This window comes from Cohnella terricola, assembly GCF_007786475.1.
Classification (GTDB): Bacteria; Bacillota; Bacilli; order Paenibacillales; family Paenibacillaceae; genus Cohnella; species Cohnella terricola.
In genome coordinates this window covers 60,231-82,195 of sequence record NZ_VNJJ01000003.1, presented here as the reverse complement: position 1 = coordinate 82,195, position 21,965 = coordinate 60,231, and the positions used below count along the sequence as shown (strand labels likewise).

The window sequence follows — 21,965 nt, the reverse complement described above, 5'->3', positions numbered from 1 at the left end:
CATCCCTTATACGGGGTGCGGGTTTTGTGTGCGTGCTTCAGTGAACCGCAACCATGCGGCGATCCTAGAATGATGACATTTATTTAGTCAAAGGGATACGTCCAGAACCGTTCCGTGCCGAACCGTTCTTGAAATTCTCTGTCTTTCATTTCGCCGCGTCCTAGCAATTCCGCCGCTTGAAATTGAGAACGATGAGCTTGAATAGAAGCAATCTTCTGTTTCAAGAAATGTTTAACATCATTAATGATATCGGGTTTTCCAATATACTGTTCATGGTTGTTGGAAAAGGCAATGCAATGAACGGGCGGCCGCCGGTCCTGGGGAATTCTGCCGACGGTGCGAATGACCGCCGCCCCGCACGCATCGTGATCGGGATGTACGCTGTACCCCGGATAGAAGGTCACGATCAACGAAGGATTCACTTCGTTCACCAAATCTTCGATTCGGGCTTCTAACCGCCCTTGATCTTCGAATTCTATCGTTTTATCGTGAAAACCGAGCAATCGCAAATCTTGTATTCCGATCGCACGGCAGGACTCTTCCAACTCTTTCTTGCGAATGGTCGGCAGCGTTACCCGGGTGGCGAACGGCGGAATCCCCATATTCCTGCCCATCTCCCCGAGCGTTAGGCATGCGTACGTCACTTGCGCCCCTTCGCTGATATGTTTGGCAAGCGTACCCGACAAACCGAAAGCCTCGTCGTCCGGATGAGGCAGAATTACTAGTATGCGTCTTTCCATGGATTCTCTCATCTCCTCGTTCGGTTTAGAAGGGTTCCCGGCTTAATTGCAAGGCGACGACCAATTTGCCCTGACTGTCGTGACCTGCCAGGATAAGCCGCTCGCTCTCTTCGTCTTCGTAATGCGTCAGCCCTTCGGAATAAACCCACCCCTGATTCATCTTTAAGCCTACACGGTAAGGGCCGCTTCCCGAGATCGACCCTTGGGAATATTCGACGACCGCATTAGATATAAAAGTAGCGGCAGGATGTTTGGAGCTGTCGTAATGAGCGGCGTAAGCGCCCGTTGTCATCTCAAGATGAATATAAAGCTTCTGATTGGCCAAACGGTCGATCATTTGTTGCACGACCGATGTATCGATAAGCTGCATGGGCTTCCCTCCATCATTCCCGCATCTCCGTCCATGGGACGGGAATTGCGTTTGTGAGCTTTATTTTAACATACATACACGCGAAAAAAATCCCCATTGCCTCGAGCGGGCTTCTCGCGCCGCGCGGCAACGGGGATCCGACTGGCAGCGTTCAAAAGCGGCCGGAACGGAAAATGGAATGCAGCAGCCATAAAAACATCAATAAAGAGACGCCCAACCCGATCTCGATGACAGGAATCCGCCACAGGGGAGACTTCGCGTGGCTAATTGCCGCACCGATGATTAATCCGAGCATGACGATACTCAGAGAAAGCAGCACGATACTGAACGACAAGCGATTGCTGATGCGATCCAATCTTTTCATCGCCGCGTCGGCCTGGGGTGCAACCGTCTCGACCCTTAATTTTCCTTGCCTCAACATCTGGGCAAGCTGTTTTAAGCCGATTGTAACATCGTTGAACAAATCAAAATACTCGGGGAGCTCATCTGACCAGTTCTTCAGCGTTTCGCGAGGATCTAGCCGATCGAAGAACAGTTTTCTACCCACCGGCTCTGCCACATCCATAATGCTGAAGGTCGGGTCGAGCGCGGTGACGACCGCCTCCGTCGTAAGCAGCGTCTTCCCGAGCAAAGTCAGTTCCGTCGGAATGCGGATGCGATGGCGGAACGCGACGGCAAACAGGTCGTGCACGGCTTCCCCGATGCTTACCCGGGCGAGAGGCATCCGATAATATTTCTCCCTCATATCCTCTACGTCGGCATAAAGCAATCCCATGTCCGCGTCTTTGGGCACGACGCCCATGTTGGAGATCGCTCGAAGTACGCCCCTAGTGCTTTGTTTGCGCAGGGCGATGACGAACGATGCGAAATGTTTCTTCATTTCCGGAGACAAGCGCCCAGCCATGCCGAAATCAAGGAGCGCAATGCCGCTGTCCGGCTGAGCAAGCACGTTGCCGGGATGAGGATCCCCATGGAAAAAACCTTCAACGAGCACCTGGTGCAAGATCGTCTCGGCGAACTTCTCGGCGATCTTGCGTCTGTTCAAACCGGCTCGATCCAGCCGTGCGTGATCGGACAATTTGATCCCTTCTATGTAATCCATCGTCAATACGCGTTTCGTGGAGTAGTCCCAGTACACGCCGGGAACGCGAACGCTGTTCAGCTCTCGGCATTGTACCGCGAACCGTTCTGCATTCCTGGCCTCCGTCCCGTAATCCAATTCGGCTCGCAGAGCTTTACCGAGCTCGTCCACGATATCGCGGAGCCGGTAATTCCTTGCCCATTCCAACCGGCTCTCGGCCAGATTCGCCCACTCTTCCAGAATATCCAGATCGGTTTCGATTACGGCGCGGACATTCGGGCGTTGCACCTTCACGGCCACTTCGGTCCCGTCCTTAAGCGCGGCGCGATACACTTGTCCGATCGACGCTGCAGCCACTGGAGTTTCGGCAAATCGAAGGAACAGCTCGCCTAAGGAAGCTCCCAATTCTTCTTCGATAATCTTGGCGGCCTGTTCATACGGGAATTCGGCAACTTCATCCTGAAGGCGTTCCAGTTCCGCCACAATATCCTCCGGAAGCAGGTCTCGGCGGGTGCCAGCAATCTGGCCAAGCTTGACGAACGTAGGACCCAGTTCCTCCAGCAGCAGGCGTATTCGTTTCCCGATGCTGCCGGCCTGTTTTCCTTCCCTTTCTTCGCCACGATAAAACGGGAGTTTATCGGTTAGCCCCATATCGCGGGAGACGTACCCGAACCCGTTGCGCGCGAAAGCGGCGGCGATCGACCGATACCTCCGCAATTGCCTCAGCCTTTTTTTGGCGTTCATAGGCGCCCCCCCTTCCCATACCGCCGCATCGTTCCTGCTTTTTCGTCTTTATCATGATGCGACTAAAACTTGCGTTTCATCCGCGATCGGCCTGGTCGGGAATTCGGCTTGTCCGTGGTTAAGGGTACAAGAGAAGCGGCTTTTGTTCGAATATGCTGAATGGTGACGATCGGAAAGGAGGTCGCATCATGCACAAAAATCAAGCGTTGACTCGAAAGCAGGTCATCGCCATGACGGGCCGTCCCGTCTGCGTCGTATTGAAGAACGGGAACTATTATGTTGGACGAATTCAAGGCGTGGAGAACGGACAACTCGTTCTATCCGGTTATCAAGCCAAAGGAAAGTACCGGCCTGCTCTCTCGCGCTCGAGACGCGTTTCGAAGAAAGCCAACGTATCTGGTCTATTCGGATTAGGTTCCCTGTTGGGGGGAGCTGGAGGAATCGGGGCCGGAGGGATTGGCGCCGGAGGAGCCGCTGCCGGAGCTCAGCCAGGCGGCGGCGGACTACTCGGCGGTCTAGGCGGTATAGGTGGTTTCATGCAGTTCTTTAGCAAAGCTTGGCCTGCCGTGAGAATGGGCATGGGGATGGTCAGAACGATTATGCCTATGTTCGGAGGTGGAAAAACGTAACCGATAGGGCCCTTCGGATCTCGACGATCCGGAGGGCCCTATCGGTTTTCGTGGCGTTCCGTACGTATGCGCCCATCCAGGTTTCATAATTCTGCCATAAAAGCAAGCGCGAGTAGCCATTCCGAGCCATTTAGCCATCGTAAGAGAGTGTTTATACTCGAAGGGAATGCTCGTGCGAGTGTGGAGTGAACGCATGCGCAGATTGAGGAACTTCATCAAGGAAGGTGGTGTAAATTATGGCCTCAGACTCCGTCAAGCGCCAATCCGGAAAGTATTTTTTTCCTGTCGTTTTATTGACTGTCGTGGTTGGGTTAGCCGGATACTTCATATTCCGTTCTTTACCTGGTGAATCCGCCCTCCCAGTCGTTAAGCCCGCTCCGGATTTCGAGATCGAGAATTTGGATGGTCAGACCGTGAAAGCTAGCCAGAATAAGGGCAAGATCGTTTTGCTGGAATTCATGTTCACAAGTTGCCCCGATATTTGTCCGCTGACGACCTACAAGATGTCCAAGCTTCAAGAACAATTTAAAGAAAAGGGTCTATTCGGCGATCGGGTTCGGTTTGTTTCCATAACGTTCGATCCTGAGCAGGATACGCCGGAAGTATTGCGTAAATACGCGCAGAGAATGAACATCGATTTCTCAGGTTGGGACTTATGGCGGGGTGAAGAAAAACAAACGATAGAGATCGCGTCTAAGTATGGAGTAACGGTGCAAAATATGGGTGACGGGCAATTCGTCCATACGGTGACGTCGCTCAACTTGATCGACGCCGATCAACGCATCCGCAAAGTGTATAAGATGGGCGATGAAATGGATAATGAAGAGATCATAGCCGATATCGCTTCCCTGTTGTCGGAAAGCGAGAGGTAATGGCCAATAGGAGGAAAACTGATATGACCAAAAGAATGATGGCCTTCCTGGTGTGTCTGGCCTGCGTGTTCGCCGTATACTTATTAAGTACGGGACTGCCGCATAAAGAAGAAACCACCTCCAAAGGCGCGAAGTTTACGGTGCCGGACAGGCCCGTCGACACGGCCGAGTCGGAACGGATTTACCAGAGTATGTGCATCGCTTGCCACGGCGATCAGTTGCAAGGAGCGGTCGGTCCGGAACTTGCACATATCGGTGGAACGATGACTAAGGAACAGCTCTTCAAGAAAATCTCCAGCGGCGGAGGCGGAATGCCGGCATTTCAGTCGCGTTTGACGGAGGACGAGCTGGTCACGATCGTGACGTGGCTTGCTTCGCATCAGTAAGTGCGGAAAAGCACAACGAAAAAGGGGTTGAACCTAAAGTTCAGCCCCTTTTGCAAACCATCCGAATATGCCTATTAGGTAGAATTATCCTGCAGCCGCCAAAACCCCGTCCTCTGGCATTCTAACGGCCTGGCAGACCCTTACAGCCGCCAATCGGGCACTCTAACGGTCCCACAGACCGTTACAGCCGACGAAACCCCATACTCGGACATTCTAACGGTCCCGCAGACCTTTACAGCCGCTAAAACCCCGTCCTTGGGCATTCTTACGGTCTCGCAGACCGTTGCAGCCAACGAAAACCGATCCTGCCCCGTTCATCCCGACAGTTTACCATTCCCCTACGCTCAGGATCGGGCGACAGCGAGCGATCATGAGGCTACTTCCACCGGTTTTTTCTTCGTGACGTGCAGTTCGCCGTTGTAAATGTGAATGTAGACGTCATACTTCACACTCTCTTTGAACACGAAATTCGCCGAATAATGTCCGCTTCCCGAATAATCGACTTCCTCGATCAGTTCGGGCAAGCCTTTGTTGTCCGACTGGCGGATTTCGAATTGCACCGTCGTGTTTTTCTCGTCCAGCAAACCCGTAATCGTCGCCACCAGTTTCGTTTCCTCTCCGACACGTGCAGGCGCGGGTTCAGTGGTCAGTTCGACCTTAATATTCTTGGGATCCTGATCCCCGGCTTGAGGGGATGAAGAACAGCCGGTCACGATCAGCGCCGTTAAAACCAATACCAGAAACAAACCCATAAACGTTTTTCTCATCTTCTCACTCCACTTCCATCAACTTCTTCTCCCTAATATTCTAGATTAAAGCTTTTCCTATTACATAACTCGTTTGGGCTACTTCCATGGCATTCTTGTGACAGTTCAACGGTTTTGTGCATGCGAAAGCAGCCCGGCGCTCGAACGGTTCCGGAATGCGGGCGAGGTATTGCGTATATACATAAAAAACGATCATCGGGCGGAAGAAGGGGTAAAATGTCCAAAAAGCTCGCTGCGCTAGCCTGTTCCGTTGTGATTCTAATCGCAATAGGGGTAGGATGGATGAACCGTACGGCGAACGGAGAAGCGAATATGAGCTCATCCGCAAGCAACGAAGAGCTGCGGCTCGATATTCGGTCCAGTAAGCCTTTAGCGACGGTTATGCGCGAAAACGTTTTTCTTCTGACGCTAACCGACGCGCAAGGATTGCCGTTAGAACATGCTGACATTAATGCCTATCTCGTCATGCCAAGTATGTTCTGCGGCAAAATTCCCGTCGAAGTTACGGAAACTTCAAGCGGGGAATATCGCTTGTCCGGCATTCCCGTGATGTCCGGCAAGTGGAATGCGGAAATCGCCGTAACAGCCAAGAGCTCTACTTTGCATGCAGCTCATGTGTTTACCGCGAAATAAAGAAGCGATATTCATATTACCAAAGCCACGGATGAATACTCGGCACCCAGCCGTTGGCGGCCGCTCCCTTCATTAGAGACAGAAAGCCCATTGCGTAGGCCAATATCATTCCTGCTGATCTCATTCCTTTGCGTTGCGTACGACTTAGCCGCCCGGCGAACAACGCGATCGCGATAAAGATCGGAAGAGTTGAACAGCCGAACAGAAACAACGTGATCGCTCCTTGCGCCCATGAGCCCGATGCCGCGGCATTCATCTGCATCGCGTATGTGAGTCCGCATGGCAGAAACCCGAGCATGATTCCGGAAATATAAGTCCCGATGAATTCATGTTTGTCCTTAAGCCGGGCCAAGAAGCGATTCGTCCCTCCGCTTGAAGGCCACCAGAGATGCTGGTACGGTAAAGTATAGCGCCAGTAGGTCCAGGCAATGATCAGTACACCTCCGAGCATGCTCGCGATGCTTTGCACGCCGACGAAACTCCCCGCGATATTCATAAAAGAACCGACAATCCCCATGATGAGACCTGTGAAGGTATATGTCGTGATCCTGCCAGCATGATAGGCGAACGCGGAATGATACGGTTTCTTTTTCGCGTTTAACATAAACGACGTCGAGATTCCGCCGCACATAATTAGACAATGCGGAGCTCCCATTAATCCGGCCAGGACGACAATAAGCATGCTTTGTCCCGTAACGGTCACTTCGGTTCTCTCCCCGCCGTAGCCGTACGCCGAAGCCGAAGCGCATTGGTGACCACAAAGATCGAACTTGCGGTCATTCCCATGCAGGCGATTCGGGGATCCAAGAATCCGAACGCGGCCAGCGGAACGGCCAATACGTTGTACCCGATCGCGAACCCGATATTTTGCCTAATATTTTTTAACGCTTGTTTACTAATCTCTATGGCGTCGGCGATTCCCGTCAATCTATTGCGGGTCAGAACGACATCGCCGGTCTCCATGGCTGCTCCCGCTCCACCGCTCATCGCGATTCCGACGTTAGCCGATGCGAGCGCGGCAGCGTCGTTGTTGCCGTCGCCCACGAATGCGACAACATTCCCGTTCCGTCGATACTCGTTCACGATCTCCGCTTTGCGATCCGGACTGCAAGCGGAGTAGACTTCTTCGATTCCCGATTGCCGCGCGATCACATTCGCAGGCAGCGATTGGTCCCCGGTCACCATGCCGAGTGAAGCGTTCCTCTTCAGCCGTTCAATGACGGCGAACGCATCGCTTCTGATCATATCAGATAAGACAAAGGTTCCCGCCGGGCGATGATCAATGGAAATGTACAGAGCCGTTTCCCCGGATTCCGAAGCACGGACGGACGGAGCGGATTTTTCATATGACGAATCTGCTTGAATCCACTTGGGATGCCCTACTCGGACAAGCTTGCCTTCGACGACGCCTTGCATGCCTCCGCCGGGAACTTCCAGCAACTCCTTCGCCTCCGGGAACAAGATTCGTTGTTGTTCCGCTGACAGAGCAATCGCCTGCCCTAGCGGATGCGCGGAATGCCTTTCAATCGCGGCGGCCATTCTCAATAAATAGCTTTTCGTATGCCTAACGGGTTGAATCGACGTTAGGACCGGCTTCCCTTCGGTTAACGTACCGGTTTTGTCGAACAGAATGCGGTCGACCTTCGCGAGTGACTCCATCGCGCTTCCGTTCTTGAAAAGAATGCCTTGCTTGGCGGATAACGCGGTCGCGATCAAGATCGATACGGGGGCCGCCAACCCGAGCGCGCACGGACAGGCAATAAGCAGAACCGCCAGTGCGTAACGGATAGCCGCGGCGGGAGCGGGAGCTTCCGGAATGAGCGACCATGCAGCGTAAGTGATCGCCGCGCACAGCACCATAAGCGGAACGAAGATCGCGGCGGCTTTGTCAACCTTGCGGGCGATCGTCGGCTTGAGGCTCTGCGCTTCCTCAACCATCGCGATCATGCGGGATAAACGGGTTTCCGAAGCGGCGCATTCAGCACGAATGATCAAAGAACCGTTCAGGCATCGTGTCCCGCTGTATGCTTCATCCCCAGACGTCTTCAAGATGGGCATGCTCTCTCCCGTCAACAAGGCTTCATCGACTTCGGCGGCGCCCGAGACCACTTTACCGTCGGCCGATATCCATTCTCCTGCAAGTACAACGACCTGATCGCCTTGGCGCAACGCTTCTGTCGGAATCCAGTCCTCTGCATTTCTTTTCTTCACGCGAACAAAACGAATCTGTAAACCATACAGCTCGTTAAGGTCTTTCAGCGCCCTGCCTTTCGCTTTGGCTTCGAGAAATTTGCCGAGTAGGACAACCGTAATAATCATGGCAACCGTATCGAAGTAAAGATGTTCATGTGAAACCGTGAAGGAAGAGGCGAATAACAAATAATGGCTGTAAAAATAAGCAACGGAAGTGCTAAGCGCGACGAGTGTATCCATATTTGCGCTGCGCAGCTTCAGCGATTGATAAGCTCCGTAATAGAACGAGTATCCAACGTAAAATTGCAATGCCGACGCCAATCCCCATTGAAGAAAGGGGGAATGCAAAATGTGGGGAATCCAAACGAAGTGCAAACCCGGGTAATGCGCGAGCATTCCCCATAAGAGCGGAAACGAAAGCGCAAGCGACAGCAGGAATCTGCTCCGCAAAGAGCGGATTTCGGATTCGTAAGCTTCGTGCGGAGTGGCTTCCTTGCCGGCAGTTCCGTAGCCAAGTTGCTCGATCTTCCGGCGAATGGCCGTTTCGCCGGCCAATTGCGGATCATATTGCACATAGGCCTGCGCGGTCGCCATGTTAACAGTCGCCTGTTGCACGCCTTCCAACCGACGCAGCCCCTTCTCTATGCGCACGGCGCACGCCGCGCAAGTCATCCCCTGAACTTGCAGTCTCAGCGTATCCAAGCGGCATCCCCACCTGTTCGAAGAGTCGTGTCTTGCCTGTCCTCCTCTACCATATGAGAAGCTGCTACGGATCAGAATCGCCGAATCGCGGCATTGCCTGCGCAAGACTCCAATTCAATAGGGGAAGAAACCTTGTTCGTAGGCATACCTAGTCAATTGAACGCGATTATCCAGATGCAGCTTATGAAGAATGTTCTTGAGGTGATTTTTGACCGTATGCTCCGAAATATCGAGCCTCGTCGCGATTTCGCGATTGGAATCGCCTTTAGCAACCCAACGGAGAATTTCCTGCTCGCGGACCGTTAACGGGGTGTCGGCGGAGATCGGCGCTTCTTTACGGTTAAACTCGAGTAGAATGCGATGGGCAAGCTCGCGAGATAGAGGCGCTTCGTCGATAATGACCGCCTTCAGGTATTCATGCCAAGCGGACGGGTTCAAGTTCTTGAGCAGATAACCCTGTGCGCCTTTCTTCAGTGCCTCAAACAAATGTGCGATATCGTCGGAAACCGTGACCATAACAATCTTGACGTACGGAAAGCGCGCTTTGATCGTTTTGGTCGCTTCCAGGCCGTTCATTTCTTTCATGTGAATATCCATCAGAATGAGATCCGGCATGTTTTCTTCGGTTAATCTGATCGCTTCCCGACCACTGTTAGCTTCCGCCACGACTTCGAAATTCGGATCAGAGGAAAGGATCATTCTTATCCCTTCTCTGGCATGGTTATGATCATCAACGATTAGAACCCGGATCGGTTGCATGAGAAGATCCCTCACTTTCGATTGAATGAATCGCGGTTATCAGTTTGCTTGGCCCGGATCAACGAGAAAACGATCATTGCGAACGCCGTCAGAGCCAGCATCGGCACGGTCAAGAAGCCAAATGCGTTGAGCACATCCTCCATGCATGAAGTAGGTCCGCACGATGAGGAGAAGCTGTCATGCGGCATCTCTTGAAGTAGAATATGGTAGGCCGAGAAACCGCCCCCAACAACCGCTAGCGGAATCGCATAGGGGACAATATCGATGCGATCACGAGCGGACGCGATTCCGAGCAGAATCGTGAGAGGATACATGAATATCCGCTGAAACCAGCACAAACTGCAAGGCGTAAAATGCAAATATTCGCTCAAATACAAGCTGCCAAGGGTAGCGACGACGGATACCGCCCAGGCATTGAACAGCCACGGGTTTTTCCGGTTAGAACTTTTCATCTAATCCCTCTCTTTCGTTGGTTAATGTCGAAGCCCCGCAAACGGTCGTTACACCACTATACCGCAGAGGAACAAGCCGTGAAATGACTCGAAGGAGCCATTGATGGTGTCGTCTTTTTGAAATCGGAAATACGTTTCTTTTTGCCGTTAAATGGCGATGCTATGAAGGTTGTTGCGCAAGAAGAACTACCAGGAGGCTGAACAGCAATATGAAAAAGAAATGGACGTCGGTCTATTCGGGATTGCTAGGGTTTGTCATCATCGCGGGCGGAGCCGGCCTCGTTGACGCAAAAGCGGAAGCAAGCTCGAAAGAGACGCAGATCAACGTCACCATTATCAACACCAAAGGGGAACAAATCGGGAATGCGACATTGACGCAAAAACCCGGTGCGGTCCGCATCCATCTCGAAGCGAAAAACTTGCCTCCGGGCGTTCACGGAATCCACTTCCATGAAGTCGGCAAATGCGATCCTCCGAGCTTCGAATCTGCGGGGGCGCATTTGAACCCGTTTCATAAGCAGCATGGCTTCAACAATCCGAAAGGTTTCCATTCGGGCGATTTGCTGAATATCGAGGTTGCAAAGGATGGCACTGTTAACACGGATTTGGAAAGCAAAACGGTCACGCTCGAGCGCGGGATGCCTAACTCTTTGTTGCACTCGGGTGGGACGTCGCTCATGATTCATGAGAAAGCAGACGATTACGTGACTGATCCGTCCGGTAATTCCGGAGCCCGTATTGCTTGCGGTCCGATTCTCTAGAGCTGTCCATCAAAAAAAGGCGATTCAGGGGCATCCTGTATCGCCTTTTCATAAATATATAACTGTAAGAATCGCTTCAATGGCGATCACAGGGGGCTCCTGTTGCCAAGGTTCCGCTAACGCTTCGATAAAATCAGTCACTTCCTGGTTCATCGTTATTCGCTCCTTTATATTTAGGCTTCTATTCCCGTAAAACCCAATCCGGGGCCGTGCAACAATTCCGGATGCTCTTCAAACCTTCTAATTTCGAGCTCAAACTTCCCCCTGCCCTCCGGCACGGGCATGCGAAGCGCCCATTCAAGGGCTTCCTCCTCCGATCTCGCATCGATTAGCGAGAATCCAGCTATGATGTCTCTCTCAAGAGAAAAAGGTCCAGACCGAATCTCCGGGGCTTCGCCATGGGACGGATACGATATCGAGAATCCACTAAAGCTCGGTTGCAGTTTTTCCTCGGCTAGCAGCATTCCCGCTCTGGACAGGGACTGCTTATATGTGCTCAATGCTTCATCGTATTCCAGACTAGTCTTTACACCTGCCTCCGTAAATCCCGTCGCCTTCACAATCAACATAAATCGCACTGATCAATCTCCTCCTATCGCAGCTTGAGCTTCGCATTCCGCGGCTCTGTTCTGCATAAGCTCCCGCTCGCGGGCATTGCGGGTCATCGACGCCGCGCGTTCGAACTCCGCTTGAGCTTCCTTATGGCGCCCCAGCTTAGCCAAGAGATCCCCGCGAACGCTCGGGAACAGGTGATAGTCCTGCAGAGCCGGAACGGAGATCAGTTCGTCGACGATCTGTAGCGCGAATTCCGGTCCAAAGGCCATCGAGATCGCCACCGCTTTATTTAATTCGACGATCGGAGAAGGCGTAATCCTGGATAAAGCTTCGTATAGAGCCGCTATGCGAACCCAATCGGTATCTGCCGCCGCGGGTGCCTGAGCATGGCAAGCCGCGATCGCCGCCTGCAATGCGTACGGACCAAGTGGACGCCCCAGCTTCCGGCAGCGTTCCAGCGCCGCCAATCCGCGTCGGATCAACAATCGGTCCCACTGCGCACGATTTTGATCCATCAGAAGAATGGGTTCCCCTTCAGGACCGATGCGAGCTTTCAATCGCGAAGATTGAATTTCCAAGAGGGCGACCAATCCATGAGCTTCCGGTTCGTCGGGAACAATCTCAGCCAGCACTCGCCCCAGCCTAAGCGCCTCTTGGCAGAGCAACGGCCGTGTCCAGCGATCTCCCGCAGTGGCGGAATAGCCTTCGTTAAACATCAGGTAGATCACTTCCAAAACCGAGGACATTCGTTCCCGAAGATCTTCCCCTTCGGGAACTTCGAAAGGCACCTTCTCCGCACTTAGCGTTTTCTTCGCCCGTACGATCCGCTGCGCAACCGTCGCTTCGGCGGCAAGAAACGAACGAGCGATCTCCTCCGTCGTCAGCCCGCATAACAGGCGAAGCGTCAGTGCGACACGGGCTTCCTGAGACAGCTTCGGATGACAAGTCATAAAGATCAAGCGAAGAAGATCGTCACCGACTTCCCCTTCGGCTGCCGCCCTTTCGTTGTCTTCCTCCGTATATAAATCGATGTTTCTAGAAAGTTCTTCATACTTGCGGTCTCGCAACTTGTTCCTGCGGAGGTAATCGATCGCTCGCCGTTTCGCGGTCGTCATCAGCCAAGCTCCGGGTTTGTCCGGAATGCCGGTCTCCGGCCATCGCTCGAGAGCGACGACCAGAGCATCATGCGCCAAATCTTCCGCCAGACCGACGTCCCGCACCATACGCGTTAATCCTGCGATCAGCTTAGCCGACTCCATTCGCCAGATCGTATCGATCGTACGTCGGCTGTCCGCCAAGCTCACGTTCTTTTCTGCTCCTCAACCCGCTTGCGCAACGCCGCTTCGTTCGCCAGCGCTTCGGGATCGTCCGTCAGATCCTCGGCCTCGAACACTTGCCTGAGCTCGATTTCGCCTTGCCCGAAACCATGAGGGTCCGGCATGCGCAGCGCCCATTCGATCGCTTCTTCCCGCGATTTCACTTCGATCAGCGTATATCCCGCAATGATTTCTTTTGCTTCCGTAAAAGGTCCGTCCGTCACCTTCGGTTTCCCGCCCGGCTCCGGATATGAAAACCGGATTCCGCCCGAACTCGGGTGCAGCCCGTCAGCGGCGAGAAGCACGCCGGCCTTCGCCAATTCCTCGTTATACTTCTGCATCGCGCTGAGCAGTTCAAGGCTGGGCATTACCCCCGCCTCCGAATCCGTTGTCGCTTTGACGACCATCATAAATCTCATTATGTTTTCCTCCTTTTAGATAACGAAGCTTCATTTATCCGTTTCAATGAATACAACGAACGAATTTGGGCATAATCGACAATCGGTTGAAAAATATTAAATATTTTCGTCAATGATCTTGAATAAGGTGCCCTTCTCCCGGAACGACCTCATGCAACCCCGGTACATCCTTGACCCGGAGAGCCAAAGGCTTGTCGCTACCCACGAAGATCATGTTGCGGATATCGGTTTCTTTTTCGACCGGCAACGAAAAAACTTTAACGTAAGCAAACGACTTGCGAATTGTTGTATGGATCGCATCGACGAGCCGATCGTTCTTCGGCTTACCCATGGCGTTAAACAGGATCGCCCCGCCAGGGTTCAGCTTCTGCGCTGCCAGTTGGAAAAAACCGGAGCTCATCAGATGCAGCGGAGTCCCTTTGTCCGTAAAAGCGTCCAAAATAATAAAATCAAGCGTTCCCGGCAGTTCTTCCCCGAGTAGCTGCCTACCGTCTCCGATTGCGACGAAATCCGCACGGCTGTGAAAGTATTTTCGGCTTAGCTCTACGATAGCTTCGTCGATTTCCGCCGTCTTAACGGTTCTGTCCCGGAAAAAATCTGCGATCGTGCCGATACCGTGTCCGATGACGAACGCGTTCTCGAACGACGGCTCTAGCGTCTCCATCAAACCGATGATTGCCCGTTGGTAACCGAGAACGACACGTTGACGATTTTTCAAGTCCAGCGCTCCCTGCACGGCATCGTCCGCAAAACGCAAACATCGATATCTACCCGTTAATCCGTCGATCATATTCGTCTCGTAAACGGTGATGTCGTTATAAGGGCTTGTTACCGTTTCGAGAATGCTCATCTCCGATATTCCTCCAAGTTCATCCATTTCTTCCCTTTAATCATACAACAAAACCCAGCTTGATAAGCAGGGATGTCCACTGAAATAAATAAGTGTAAATTTTCGTCGGCTATTGCCATTTCCACATTTTAGTTATAATATATGAGCAAGTATTCATTTATTATTGGGAGTTGGAACGCATGAACGAATATCGGGTAGGAGGCTTGTCTTGCGGCAATTGCGCCCGAACGCTGGAAGAGGAAATTCGGCGTCTTGAACATGGGGATACGGCTACATTAAGCTTTAACAGCGGAAAATTGACCGTTGATGAACGCATTTCATTGGTTAAGGTTAAAGAAATTCTGAAGTCTGACCGGGCGTACATCGTTCCTTCAGACGAGCATGACCATAAACACGATCACAGTCACGACAGTCATGATCACAGTCACGACAGTCATGATCACAGTCACGAACATACGCACGGGCATGGCAATAAAAAAATGATCGGAATGCTAATCGTTTCCGCCGTGATCTATGTGGCAGCGATTTTGCTGGACGGTTATACGGCGTCTCTCACCGTGATCTCGCTTTATCTGATTGCTTCCGCCTTGAGCGGTTACACGACTTTTTATAAAGGCTTGAAAAACCTGCTCCGCCTTCGCTTTAACATCGACACGTTGATGACGATCGCCTTGGTCGGAGCCGTCTCCATCGGCGATTGGAAAGAAGCGACGCTGGTCGCCATTCTCTTCGGGCTTAACGAGCTGTTGGAAGGGCTCGGCATGGAGAAGGCCCGCCGCTCGATGGAGACGCTGTTGAGCGTCGCGCCCAAGGAAGCCGTCCGGCTCGAGAACGGCACCGAAACCGCGGTTCCGATCGCAGATCTGCGCGTCGGGGATACGGTTGTCGTCAAACCCGGCCAACAAATTCCTTCGGACGGATCCGTCCTCTCCGGCCGCAGCTCAGTCAATGAAGCGGCCATTACCGGGGAACCGCTTCCCGTGGAGAAGGCCGAAGGTGAATCCGTCTTCGGCGGCAGCATCAACAACGAAGGTGTCCTTCACGTACGCATTGCGAAAGCTTACCAAGATTCATCTTTAGCCAAAATTTTGCATCTCGTCGAAGAAGCGCAGGAAACAAAAACACCGACCGAATTATTCATCAACAAGTTCGCGAAGTATTATACGCCGTTGATTATGCTCGTTGCCGCACTAGTGATCGTCGTGCCTCCTCTCTTCTTCGGAGGCGATTGGACGAAGTGGCTGTATCAAGGACTCGCCGTTTTGATCGTGGGCTGCCCTTGCGCGCTTATCCTCTCCTCTCCGATCGCCATCGTCTCGGGCATAACGCGCAACGCTCGCAACGGAATATTGGTAAAAGGCGGCGTATTTCTTGAACAGCTCGGCAAGCTGGATACAGTCGCGTTCGACAAGACCGGAACGCTGACCAAGGGCGAGCCCCGCGTGGAGCAGACGGTTGTTTACGACGAAGCGCTATTCCTTACAGTTGCCGGAGCGATCGAGAAATCGTCCACCCATCCGCTCGCCAAAGCGATCATGAAAGAAGTGCATCGCGCAGGCATTGAACCTCAGGATGCCGAGAACGTATCGACGAGCGCCGGGCGCGGAATAACCGCGACGTATGAGAACGAAACCTACTGGCTTGGCAACGAGAAAAGCATAGAACACCTCGAGTTGTCCGAAGACGTGCGTTCCTCGATCGATGAACTCAAAGCAAATGGTTTGACCCTTGTGCTCGTAGCCGACAGTCGCCGGATTCTCGGCATGTTCGGAATCGCGGACGCCATTCGCGAAGAAAGCCGCGCCGTCATAGAAGACTTGCGCCGCAGCGGCATACGGCATACCATTATGCTGACAGGCGACCATCAGATGACGGCGGATAGGGTCGCTCGGGCGGTCGGCGTCGACGAAGCTTACGGGAATTTGCTCCCGGAAGACAAAGTTTCTCACGTAAAGCAGCTTGCCGCGAAAGGCAGAGTCGGCATGGTCGGCGACGGCATCAACGATGCCCCCGCTCTCGCTTCCGCGCAACTCGGGATCGCGATGGGTAAAGGAACGGATAGTGCCATCGAAACGGCGGACATCGTACTGATGCAGGATCACCTCGGAAAGCTTCCTTCCGCCATTCGTGTCGGGAAACAGGTTAACCGAACGATTCGGTTTAACATCGGAGTGTCTATGGGATTAAAGCTGATTGCGCTGCTCCTTGCCATCCCAGGATGGCTCAGCTTATGGATTGCCATCTTATCCGACATGGGCGCTACTATTTTCGTCACACTTGTCAGTTTGACGATTCTAATTGAGAAAAGAAAATAAGTTGTTTGAAAATGCCAAAAAGTCCGCAGAGTATGCGGACTTTTTGCATTGTTTTGAAGTTCAATTTATTTTACGATCAACACAGGGACTTGCGCTTGCTGGGCAACATGGTGGCTGACGCTGCCGAGCATCCATTCCCGGATTGGGCCGAGCCCTCTGTTCCCGATGACGATCAGATCGCAGTTGTTTTCTTTGGCGTATGCCAGAATCGCCGACGACGGGGTACCGCCGAGAATCACGACTTTCGCATAGGCCAGATTGGCGATTTTATCTTGAGCTTGCTGGACGAGAGAATCTTGATACTCCTTGATCTTCTCCTCGTAACCTTCAGGCAGTATCAATCCGTATCCCGCTATCGCATAGGACGGACGCGTCACGACGTGAGCGACCGACAACCTGCTACCCGGGTTGCTCTCGACTAATTTTATCGCCTGTTCCAGCGCTTTGTTCGATGCTTTAGAGCCGTCGTAAGCGGCTACAATGTGATGGTAAGACATGATGATCCCTCCCAATGGATATGATCGACCTATCCCTATTTTAACATACGTCAGATGGTTGACTAATGTATCATCCTTCACATTTTCACCGAATGGACAAAGTACAAAGCGATTCCGGCATCCGATTATGACTTTCATTACATTAGCCGCCAATAGATTGTGTTACATTATAGATACAATATGCAATTATTAGGAGGTATTCGAATGCGCTACGATTTGCTGCACCCCGCGGACCAAATTTTGCTCATGATGGATCGGATTTACGGATACGGCATGACGACGACCTCAGGAGGCAATCTGTCTATTCTCGATGAGGAAAATAATATTTGGATCACGCCCGCAGGCATAGATAAAGGTTCGCTCACTAGAAACGACATTGTGTGCGTGAAAGCGGACGGAACGATCGTCGGACACCATAGGCCTTCCAGCGAATTTCCTTTTCATCGGCTGATCTACGATGCAAGGCCCGATCTTAGAGCGGTCGTGCACGCTCATCCGCCCGCACTCGTCTCCTTCAGTATCGTTCGGCGGATTCCCGATACAAGGCTGCTCCCCAACGAAAGACAAATTTGCGGCGAGATCGACATGGCCACCTACGCTTTGCCCGGCAGCCGGGAGCTCGGCGAGAACATCGCTTCCGTGTTCAAGCGCGGAATCAACGCGGTCATGCTGGAAAATCACGGCGTCGTCGTTGGAGGAACCGACTTGTTCCAAGCGTTCCAGTGCTTCGAGACGCTTGATTTCTGCGCACGGCTCGAGATTAACGCTCGTAGAATCGGGACGCCTTCTATCCTGTCCGACGAACAATTCCTCGCCGTGAAGACCGGCGACGGAGTCGATCTCGAGACGTTCGAGCCCACCGCCTACGGGACGGAAGAACGAGCAATCCGCAGAGATATGTGCGTCTTGATCAAACGGGCGTACGACCAGCGCCTGTTTACGAGCACGCAAGGGACGTTCTCCCAGCGGCTTGCCGACGGTTCGTTCGTCATTACGCCTTACGGATCGGACCGCAAATATTTGGAGCCCGAGGACCTCGTTCGCATCGAGAACGGCGCGTCGGAAGCAGGCAAAATACCTAGCCGCTCTGTGCGGCTCCATCAGGAAATATACGAGATGCATCCGCATATCAACAGCGTTATTATCGCTCACCCGCCTAACGTGATGGCGTTCGCGGTTACGGATAACGAGTTGGATTCGCGTACGATTCCGGAAAGTTATATTTTGATGCGCAACGCTCCGAAGCTTGCTTTCGATGCCGTCTATGGAGATACGGAAGCGACCGCGGCGCGGTTCACGAAAGATACGCCGATCGCCATTGTCGAGAACAATTGTGCGATCGTAACCGGACAAAGTTTGCTGAACGCTTTCGATCGGCTTGAAGTTGCGGAATACAGCGCCAAAGCGCTCCTATCGGCAATCTGCCTCGGCGATATCGTAAACATCGATCAGAATCGAATCCGGGAGCTGGAAATCGCATTTAAGCTGTAGAGCAAAAGTAGATGGGGCAGTTCCAAATTCATCTTTGGGACATCCCCATATTTCGTCACTGAGGTTAATTTGTTTGCTGTGGATCGGTGAGAGTCAAGTAGTTCGATTATTTCGAGTAATTCCCGGCGTTTGGTCCGGTGCTGCGCGAGTAGTTCGATTATTTCGAGTAATTCCCGGGGTTTGGTCCGGTGCTGCGCGAGTAGTTCGATTATTTCGAGTAATTCCCGGCGTGTGGTCCGGTGCTGCGCTAGTTGTTCGCTTATTCTGTGCAATTTAGTTTCGAGCCGCATTTGCAAAAATAAGCGACACCTATTCCGGAATCCGGATGGTGTCGCTTTTTTTCTAGAAGGCTGTTTACTCAGCGGCTGCGGAGTGAATGCCTTGGTCGATCAATCGGTAAGCACGTTCGATCTCAGCCGGGCTCGGTTCCATAATACCCTCTAGCGGGTACGTTTTGCCGAGCTGCTGCCACTTGTATACGCCCATCCGGTGGTACGGCAGCACTTCGATTTTCGCGACGCCGCGCAATTGCCCGATGAACCGGCCGAGGCCGATCAGTTCGTCCACTCCGTCCGTCCAACCCGGTACGAGCACTCTGCGAATCCACATTTTCGAACCGCGATCAGATAGATGCTTGGCGAAAGTGAGAATGCGATCGTTCGGCTGGCTCGTCAATTCCCGGTGGCCCTCACGATCCATTCGCTTCAGGTCGAGCAGCACGAGATCCGTTACGTTAAGAAGAGCATTGGCGTGGCTCGGTTCGCAGAAACCCGAGGAATCAAGCGCGGTATGCAATCCCCATCTTTCCTTGCATTCCCGGAACAGTTCGGCAACGAATGGCGCTTGCAGCGTCGGCTCGCCTCCCGTCACCGTGATGCCCCCGCCGGAACGGCGATAGTACTCGATGTAAGGCTCGATTTCCCCCAAAATATCGTCTACGCTCCGCAGCGTGCCGGCTTGCGTATCCCACGAGTCTGGATTATGACAGTAGCGGCACTGCAGCGCGCAGCCTTGGAGGAACAGGACGAACCGGATTCCCGGTCCGTCCACCGTTCCAAACGTTTCGAGAGAGTGGATTCTCCCCGTATGGCTCATCGTGTCCACTCCTTCCCTCTCTCTATCTCTATTTTCTCTCTTGTACAATTGCCTTGATTAGACCGATCCGTGGAACGTTCTGTTGATTACGTCCAGCTGTTGCTCGCGCGTCAGTTTGATGAAGTTGACCGCATATCCCGACACGCGGATCGTCAGCTGCGGATAATTTTCCGGGTGCTCCATCGCATCCATCAACTGCTCGCGGTTAAACACGTTGATGTTCAGATGATGCCCTTTCTGTGCGGCATAACCGTCGAGCAGCGACACCAGATTCCGTACGCGGTCGTCCGCTTCCCGACCGAGCGCTTTCGGGATGATCGAGAACGTGTTCGAGATGCCGTCGAGGCAGCTTTCATAAGGCAGCTTGGCGACCGAATTGAGCGACGCGAGCGCCCCTTTGCGGTCCCTGCCGTGCATCGGGTTGGCGCCAGGCGCGAACGGTTCGCCCGCTTTGCGGCCGTCCGGCGTGCTGCCCGTTTTCTTCCCGTAGACGACGTTGGAAGTGATCGTCAGCACCGACATCGTCGGGAGCGCATCGCGGTAAGCCCGGTGCTTGCGAAGTTTGTTCATAAACGTCTCGGTAAGCGTGACGGCAAGATCATCCACTCTCGCATCATTGTTGCCGTATTGCGGATACTCTCCTTCGATCTCGAAGTCGACGGCAAGCCCTTGCTCGTTGCGAATCGGCTTGACCTTGGCGTGCTTGATCGCGCTGAGCGAGTCGGCGACGACTGAGAGACCGGCGATGCCGCAGGCCATCGTCCGGAGGATTTCCGTATCGTGGAGCGCCATTTCGATCCGTTCGTAGCTGTATTTGTCGTGCATATAGTGAATCACGTTCAGTGTGTTCATGTATAGCTTGGCGAGCCAGTCGAGCATTTGGTCATAACGCTGCATGACTTCCGCGAAATCGAGTTTATCTCCGCCAAGCGGAGCCAAGGCCGGTCCGACCTGGATGCCCAGCTTTTCGTCTTTGCCTCCATTGATGGCGTACAGCAGCGCTTTCGCCAGGTTGGCCCGCGCGCCGAAAAATTGCATTTGCTTGCCGATTCGCATCGCGGATACGCAACAAGCGATTCCGTAGTCGTCACCGTAGATTGGACGCATGATATCATCGTTCTCGTACTGAATCGAGCTGGTATCCACGGACACTTTCGCGCAGAAATTTTTGAATCCTTCCGGCAGTCTCGTCGACCAGAGCACCGTCAAGTTCGGCTCCGGCGCTGGTCCCAGGTTGTACAACGTATGAAGGAACCGGAACGAGTTACGCGTCACTCTCGTTCTGCCGTCATTTCCCATCCCGCCGATCGATTCTGTGACCCACGTCGGGTCTCCACTGAACAAATCGTTGTAGTCGGGCGTACGAAGGAACTTGACCAATCGAAGCTTCATGACGAGATGGTCAATCAGTTCTTGCGCCTGATCTTCGTTAAGCGTTCCTTCCTTCATATCGCGTTCGATGTAAACGTCGAGGAAGCTAGAGACGCGTCCCAGACTCATCGCCGCGCCGTTCTGTTCCTTGATCGCCGCCAAATAAGCGAAGTAGAGCCATTGCACCGCTTCTTTGGCGTTCGCTGCCGGTTTCGAGATATCGAAGCCGTAATCGGCCGCCATCGTTTTCAGTTCGCTCAAGCTGCGGATTTGCTCGGACAATTCCTCGCGCGCCCGGATGACATGCTCGTCGATTGCATCCTTTTCAAGCTGCAACAAATCCGCTTTTTTGTCCTCGATCAGCCGATCAACGCCGTAAAGCGCGACTCTGCGATAATCCCCGATAATCCGTCCGCGTCCGTACGCGTCAGGCAGCCCCGTGATGATTCCGGCTTTGCGAGCCAGCTTCATCTCTCCCGTATAGGCGTCGAATACGCCTTGGTTATGGGTTTTGCGAATGTCGGTAAACATCTTGATGATCTCATCGGGAAGCTTATATCCGTAAGCTTCGCAAGCGTCTACCACCATTCGGATACCGCCAAAAGGTTGCACGGACCGCTTAAGCGGAGCGTCAGTCTGCAAGCCGACGATCTGCTCTAGCGCTTTATCGATGTAACCGGGCTTATGGGAGGTGATCGTCGATACCGTCTCCGTATCGATGTCGAGCACGCCGCCGTTGACGCGCTCCTGCTTCAGTAACTCGAGAACGTCCTCCCACAGTTTCTTCGTCCCCACAGTCGGAGAAGCTAGAAACTTCTCGTCTCCTTCGTAAGGCGTCAGGTTCAGCCCGAGAAAATCGTTGACGTCGATATGCTTCTGCCAGCGTCCCGCCCGGTACCCTCTCCAACCGTCCTCTCGGCTTTCGCCGAGAGGTTTCCGTAATCCCATTTCCGTAGTTGCCATCGTC

At 53.0% G+C, this 21,965-nt stretch carries 23 protein-coding genes; 7 read left to right on the top strand and 16 right to left on the bottom strand.

Going from position 1 to position 21,965, the window contains the following annotated elements:
* Window positions 1–83: 83 nt before the first annotated feature.
* The 3 genes from bshB2 to FPZ45_RS05985 form a co-directional block, all read right to left on the bottom strand.
* Window positions 84–740, bottom strand: a complete 657-nt coding sequence (gene bshB2 / locus FPZ45_RS05995; protein ID WP_144699445.1) for a bacillithiol biosynthesis deacetylase BshB2 — start codon at window positions 738–740, stop codon at window positions 84–86.
* A gap of 25 nt (window positions 741–765) precedes the next feature.
* Window positions 766–1,110 (bottom strand): YojF family protein, encoded by a 345-nt coding sequence (locus FPZ45_RS05990; protein ID WP_144699443.1) that lies wholly within the window; start codon window positions 1,108–1,110, stop codon window positions 766–768.
* 151 nt (window positions 1,111–1,261) lie between these two features.
* Window positions 1,262–2,935 carry an ABC1 kinase family protein gene (locus FPZ45_RS05985; protein WP_144699441.1) on the bottom strand — a complete coding sequence of 558 codons (1,674 nt, stop codon included), beginning with the start codon at window positions 2,933–2,935 and terminating at the stop codon, window positions 1,262–1,264.
* Between the two features lie 188 nt (window positions 2,936–3,123).
* Between FPZ45_RS05985 and FPZ45_RS05980 the strand changes: the two genes are divergently transcribed.
* The 3 genes from FPZ45_RS05980 to FPZ45_RS05970 all read left to right on the top strand — a co-directional run bounded on the left by FPZ45_RS05980 (window position 3,124) and on the right by FPZ45_RS05970 (window position 4,822).
* The gene (locus tag FPZ45_RS05980; RefSeq protein ID WP_144699439.1) at window positions 3,124–3,564 is read left to right on the top strand and encodes a hypothetical protein; all 441 of its coding nucleotides are present in this window, start codon (window positions 3,124–3,126) and stop codon (window positions 3,562–3,564) included.
* Window positions 3,565–3,800: 236 nt separating this feature from the next.
* Window positions 3,801–4,436: an SCO family protein gene (locus FPZ45_RS05975; RefSeq protein ID WP_144699437.1), complete on the top strand. Its 636-nt coding sequence runs from the start codon at window positions 3,801–3,803 to the stop codon at window positions 4,434–4,436.
* A gap of 23 nt (window positions 4,437–4,459) precedes the next feature.
* Entirely contained in the window at window positions 4,460–4,822 is a 363-nt protein-coding gene (locus FPZ45_RS05970; RefSeq protein ID WP_186438249.1) for a c-type cytochrome, read from the top strand.
* A 140-nt stretch (window positions 4,823–4,962) separates the two neighbouring features.
* Here the strand turns inward: FPZ45_RS05970 and FPZ45_RS25225 are convergent, their stop codons facing one another.
* On the bottom strand, window positions 4,963–5,115 hold the full coding sequence (locus FPZ45_RS25225; RefSeq protein WP_186438248.1) for a hypothetical protein: 153 nt from the start codon (window positions 5,113–5,115) through the stop codon (window positions 4,963–4,965).
* Window positions 5,116–5,190: 75 nt separating this feature from the next.
* Window positions 5,191–5,589 carry a hypothetical protein gene (locus tag FPZ45_RS05965; RefSeq protein ID WP_144699433.1) on the bottom strand — a complete coding sequence of 133 codons (399 nt, stop codon included), beginning with the start codon at window positions 5,587–5,589 and terminating at the stop codon, window positions 5,191–5,193.
* Window positions 5,590–5,805: 216 nt separating this feature from the next.
* Here FPZ45_RS05965 and FPZ45_RS05960 point away from each other — a divergent pair, with 216 nt between their 5' ends.
* Entirely contained in the window at window positions 5,806–6,222 is a 417-nt protein-coding gene (locus FPZ45_RS05960; RefSeq protein ID WP_186438247.1) for a FixH family protein, read from the top strand.
* A 16-nt stretch (window positions 6,223–6,238) separates the two neighbouring features.
* Here the strand turns inward: FPZ45_RS05960 and FPZ45_RS05955 are convergent, their stop codons facing one another.
* The 4 genes from FPZ45_RS05955 to FPZ45_RS05940 all read right to left on the bottom strand — a co-directional run bounded on the left by FPZ45_RS05955 (window position 6,239) and on the right by FPZ45_RS05940 (window position 10,328).
* A complete protein-coding gene (locus FPZ45_RS05955) occupies window positions 6,239–6,925 on the bottom strand; it encodes a sulfite exporter TauE/SafE family protein (protein WP_144699429.1) in 687 nt (228 codons plus the stop codon).
* Window positions 6,922–9,117 (bottom strand): heavy metal translocating P-type ATPase, encoded by a 2,196-nt coding sequence (locus FPZ45_RS05950; RefSeq protein ID WP_144699427.1) that lies wholly within the window; start codon window positions 9,115–9,117, stop codon window positions 6,922–6,924. The genes FPZ45_RS05955 and FPZ45_RS05950 overlap by 4 nt, the downstream gene beginning before the upstream one ends.
* A 114-nt stretch (window positions 9,118–9,231) precedes the next feature.
* Window positions 9,232–9,876 carry a response regulator gene (locus FPZ45_RS05945; protein WP_144699425.1) on the bottom strand — a complete coding sequence of 215 codons (645 nt, stop codon included), beginning with the start codon at window positions 9,874–9,876 and terminating at the stop codon, window positions 9,232–9,234.
* Window positions 9,877–9,887: 11 nt separating this feature from the next.
* A complete protein-coding gene (locus FPZ45_RS05940) occupies window positions 9,888–10,328 on the bottom strand; it encodes a disulfide oxidoreductase (RefSeq protein WP_144699424.1) in 441 nt (146 codons plus the stop codon).
* A gap of 209 nt (window positions 10,329–10,537) precedes the next feature.
* Here FPZ45_RS05940 and FPZ45_RS05935 point away from each other — a divergent pair, with 209 nt between their 5' ends.
* Window positions 10,538–11,089, top strand: coding sequence for a superoxide dismutase family protein (locus FPZ45_RS05935; protein WP_144699422.1), 552 nt, complete (start codon window positions 10,538–10,540; stop codon window positions 11,087–11,089).
* Window positions 11,090–11,262: 173 nt separating this feature from the next.
* Here FPZ45_RS05935 and FPZ45_RS05930 read toward each other — a convergent pair whose 3' ends face one another.
* The 4 genes from FPZ45_RS05930 to FPZ45_RS05915 all read right to left on the bottom strand — a co-directional run bounded on the left by FPZ45_RS05930 (window position 11,263) and on the right by FPZ45_RS05915 (window position 14,229).
* Window positions 11,263–11,658, bottom strand: a complete 396-nt coding sequence (locus tag FPZ45_RS05930; protein ID WP_246120365.1) for a YciI family protein — start codon at window positions 11,656–11,658, stop codon at window positions 11,263–11,265.
* A gap of 12 nt (window positions 11,659–11,670) precedes the next feature.
* Entirely contained in the window at window positions 11,671–12,903 is a 1,233-nt protein-coding gene (locus FPZ45_RS05925) for an RNA polymerase sigma factor (RefSeq protein WP_425456991.1), read from the bottom strand.
* A 41-nt stretch (window positions 12,904–12,944) separates the two neighbouring features.
* Window positions 12,945–13,379: a YciI family protein gene (locus FPZ45_RS05920; RefSeq protein ID WP_144699418.1), complete on the bottom strand. Its 435-nt coding sequence runs from the start codon at window positions 13,377–13,379 to the stop codon at window positions 12,945–12,947.
* A gap of 109 nt (window positions 13,380–13,488) precedes the next feature.
* Window positions 13,489–14,229, bottom strand: a complete 741-nt coding sequence (locus tag FPZ45_RS05915) for a spermidine synthase (RefSeq protein WP_144699416.1) — start codon at window positions 14,227–14,229, stop codon at window positions 13,489–13,491.
* Between the two features lie 179 nt (window positions 14,230–14,408).
* On the opposite strand from FPZ45_RS05915, the gene FPZ45_RS05910 reads away from it, so the two are divergent.
* Window positions 14,409–16,544: a heavy metal translocating P-type ATPase gene (locus FPZ45_RS05910; protein ID WP_144699414.1), complete on the top strand. Its 2,136-nt coding sequence runs from the start codon at window positions 14,409–14,411 to the stop codon at window positions 16,542–16,544.
* Between the two features lie 65 nt (window positions 16,545–16,609).
* Here FPZ45_RS05910 and FPZ45_RS05905 read toward each other — a convergent pair whose 3' ends face one another.
* Window positions 16,610–17,041: a universal stress protein gene (locus FPZ45_RS05905; protein WP_186438246.1), complete on the bottom strand. Its 432-nt coding sequence runs from the start codon at window positions 17,039–17,041 to the stop codon at window positions 16,610–16,612.
* Between the two features lie 204 nt (window positions 17,042–17,245).
* Between FPZ45_RS05905 and FPZ45_RS05900 the strand changes: the two genes are divergently transcribed.
* Window positions 17,246–18,532 carry a class II aldolase/adducin family protein gene (locus FPZ45_RS05900; protein ID WP_144699410.1) on the top strand — a complete coding sequence of 429 codons (1,287 nt, stop codon included), beginning with the start codon at window positions 17,246–17,248 and terminating at the stop codon, window positions 18,530–18,532.
* Between the two features lie 354 nt (window positions 18,533–18,886).
* On the opposite strand, the gene pflA is transcribed toward FPZ45_RS05900, so the two are convergent.
* Complete coding sequence (gene pflA, locus FPZ45_RS05895; RefSeq protein ID WP_144699409.1) at window positions 18,887–19,627, bottom strand: pyruvate formate-lyase-activating protein; 741 nt, start codon at window positions 19,625–19,627, stop codon at window positions 18,887–18,889.
* A gap of 57 nt (window positions 19,628–19,684) precedes the next feature.
* Window positions 19,685–21,961, bottom strand: coding sequence for a formate C-acetyltransferase (gene pflB, locus FPZ45_RS05890; RefSeq protein WP_425456959.1), 2,277 nt, complete (start codon window positions 21,959–21,961; stop codon window positions 19,685–19,687).
* Between the last annotated feature and the right edge of the window lie 4 nt (window positions 21,962–21,965).

What these genes read in the sequence shown, in the direction of transcription:
- bshB2 (WP_144699445.1), bottom strand. Translation starts at nt 740, where the DNA reads ATGGAAAGACGCATACTAGTAATTCTGCCTCATCCGGACGACGAGGCT.
- FPZ45_RS05990 (WP_144699443.1), bottom strand. Translation starts at nt 1,110, where the DNA reads ATGCAGCTTATCGATACATCGGTCGTGCAACAAATGATCGACCGTTTG.
- FPZ45_RS05985 (WP_144699441.1), bottom strand. Translation starts at nt 2,935, where the DNA reads ATGAACGCCAAAAAAAGGCTGAGGCAATTGCGGAGGTATCGGTCGATC.
- FPZ45_RS05980 (WP_144699439.1), top strand. Translation starts at nt 3,124, where the DNA reads ATGCACAAAAATCAAGCGTTGACTCGAAAGCAGGTCATCGCCATGACG.
- FPZ45_RS05975 (WP_144699437.1), top strand. Translation starts at nt 3,801, where the DNA reads ATGGCCTCAGACTCCGTCAAGCGCCAATCCGGAAAGTATTTTTTTCCT.
- FPZ45_RS05970 (WP_186438249.1), top strand. Translation starts at nt 4,460, where the DNA reads ATGACCAAAAGAATGATGGCCTTCCTGGTGTGTCTGGCCTGCGTGTTC.
- FPZ45_RS05965 (WP_144699433.1), bottom strand. Translation starts at nt 5,589, where the DNA reads ATGAGAAAAACGTTTATGGGTTTGTTTCTGGTATTGGTTTTAACGGCG.
- FPZ45_RS05960 (WP_186438247.1), top strand. Translation starts at nt 5,806, where the DNA reads ATGTCCAAAAAGCTCGCTGCGCTAGCCTGTTCCGTTGTGATTCTAATC.
- FPZ45_RS05945 (WP_144699425.1), bottom strand. Translation starts at nt 9,876, where the DNA reads ATGCAACCGATCCGGGTTCTAATCGTTGATGATCATAACCATGCCAGA.
- FPZ45_RS05940 (WP_144699424.1), bottom strand. Translation starts at nt 10,328, where the DNA reads ATGAAAAGTTCTAACCGGAAAAACCCGTGGCTGTTCAATGCCTGGGCG.
- FPZ45_RS05935 (WP_144699422.1), top strand. Translation starts at nt 10,538, where the DNA reads ATGAAAAAGAAATGGACGTCGGTCTATTCGGGATTGCTAGGGTTTGTC.
- FPZ45_RS05930 (WP_246120365.1), bottom strand. Translation starts at nt 11,658, where the DNA reads ATGTTGATTGTGAAGGCGACGGGATTTACGGAGGCAGGTGTAAAGACT.
- FPZ45_RS05925 (WP_425456991.1), bottom strand. Translation starts at nt 12,903, where the DNA reads ATGGAGTCGGCTAAGCTGATCGCAGGATTAACGCGTATGGTGCGGGAC.
- FPZ45_RS05920 (WP_144699418.1), bottom strand. Translation starts at nt 13,379, where the DNA reads ATGAGATTTATGATGGTCGTCAAAGCGACAACGGATTCGGAGGCGGGG.
- FPZ45_RS05915 (WP_144699416.1), bottom strand. Translation starts at nt 14,229, where the DNA reads ATGAGCATTCTCGAAACGGTAACAAGCCCTTATAACGACATCACCGTT.
- FPZ45_RS05910 (WP_144699414.1), top strand. Translation starts at nt 14,409, where the DNA reads ATGAACGAATATCGGGTAGGAGGCTTGTCTTGCGGCAATTGCGCCCGA.
- FPZ45_RS05905 (WP_186438246.1), bottom strand. Translation starts at nt 17,041, where the DNA reads ATGTCTTACCATCACATTGTAGCCGCTTACGACGGCTCTAAAGCATCG.
- FPZ45_RS05900 (WP_144699410.1), top strand. Translation starts at nt 17,246, where the DNA reads ATGCGCTACGATTTGCTGCACCCCGCGGACCAAATTTTGCTCATGATG.
- pflA (WP_144699409.1), bottom strand. Translation starts at nt 19,627, where the DNA reads ATGAGCCATACGGGGAGAATCCACTCTCTCGAAACGTTTGGAACGGTG.
- pflB (WP_425456959.1), bottom strand. Translation starts at nt 21,961, where the DNA reads ATGGCAACTACGGAAATGGGATTACGGAAACCTCTCGGCGAAAGCCGA.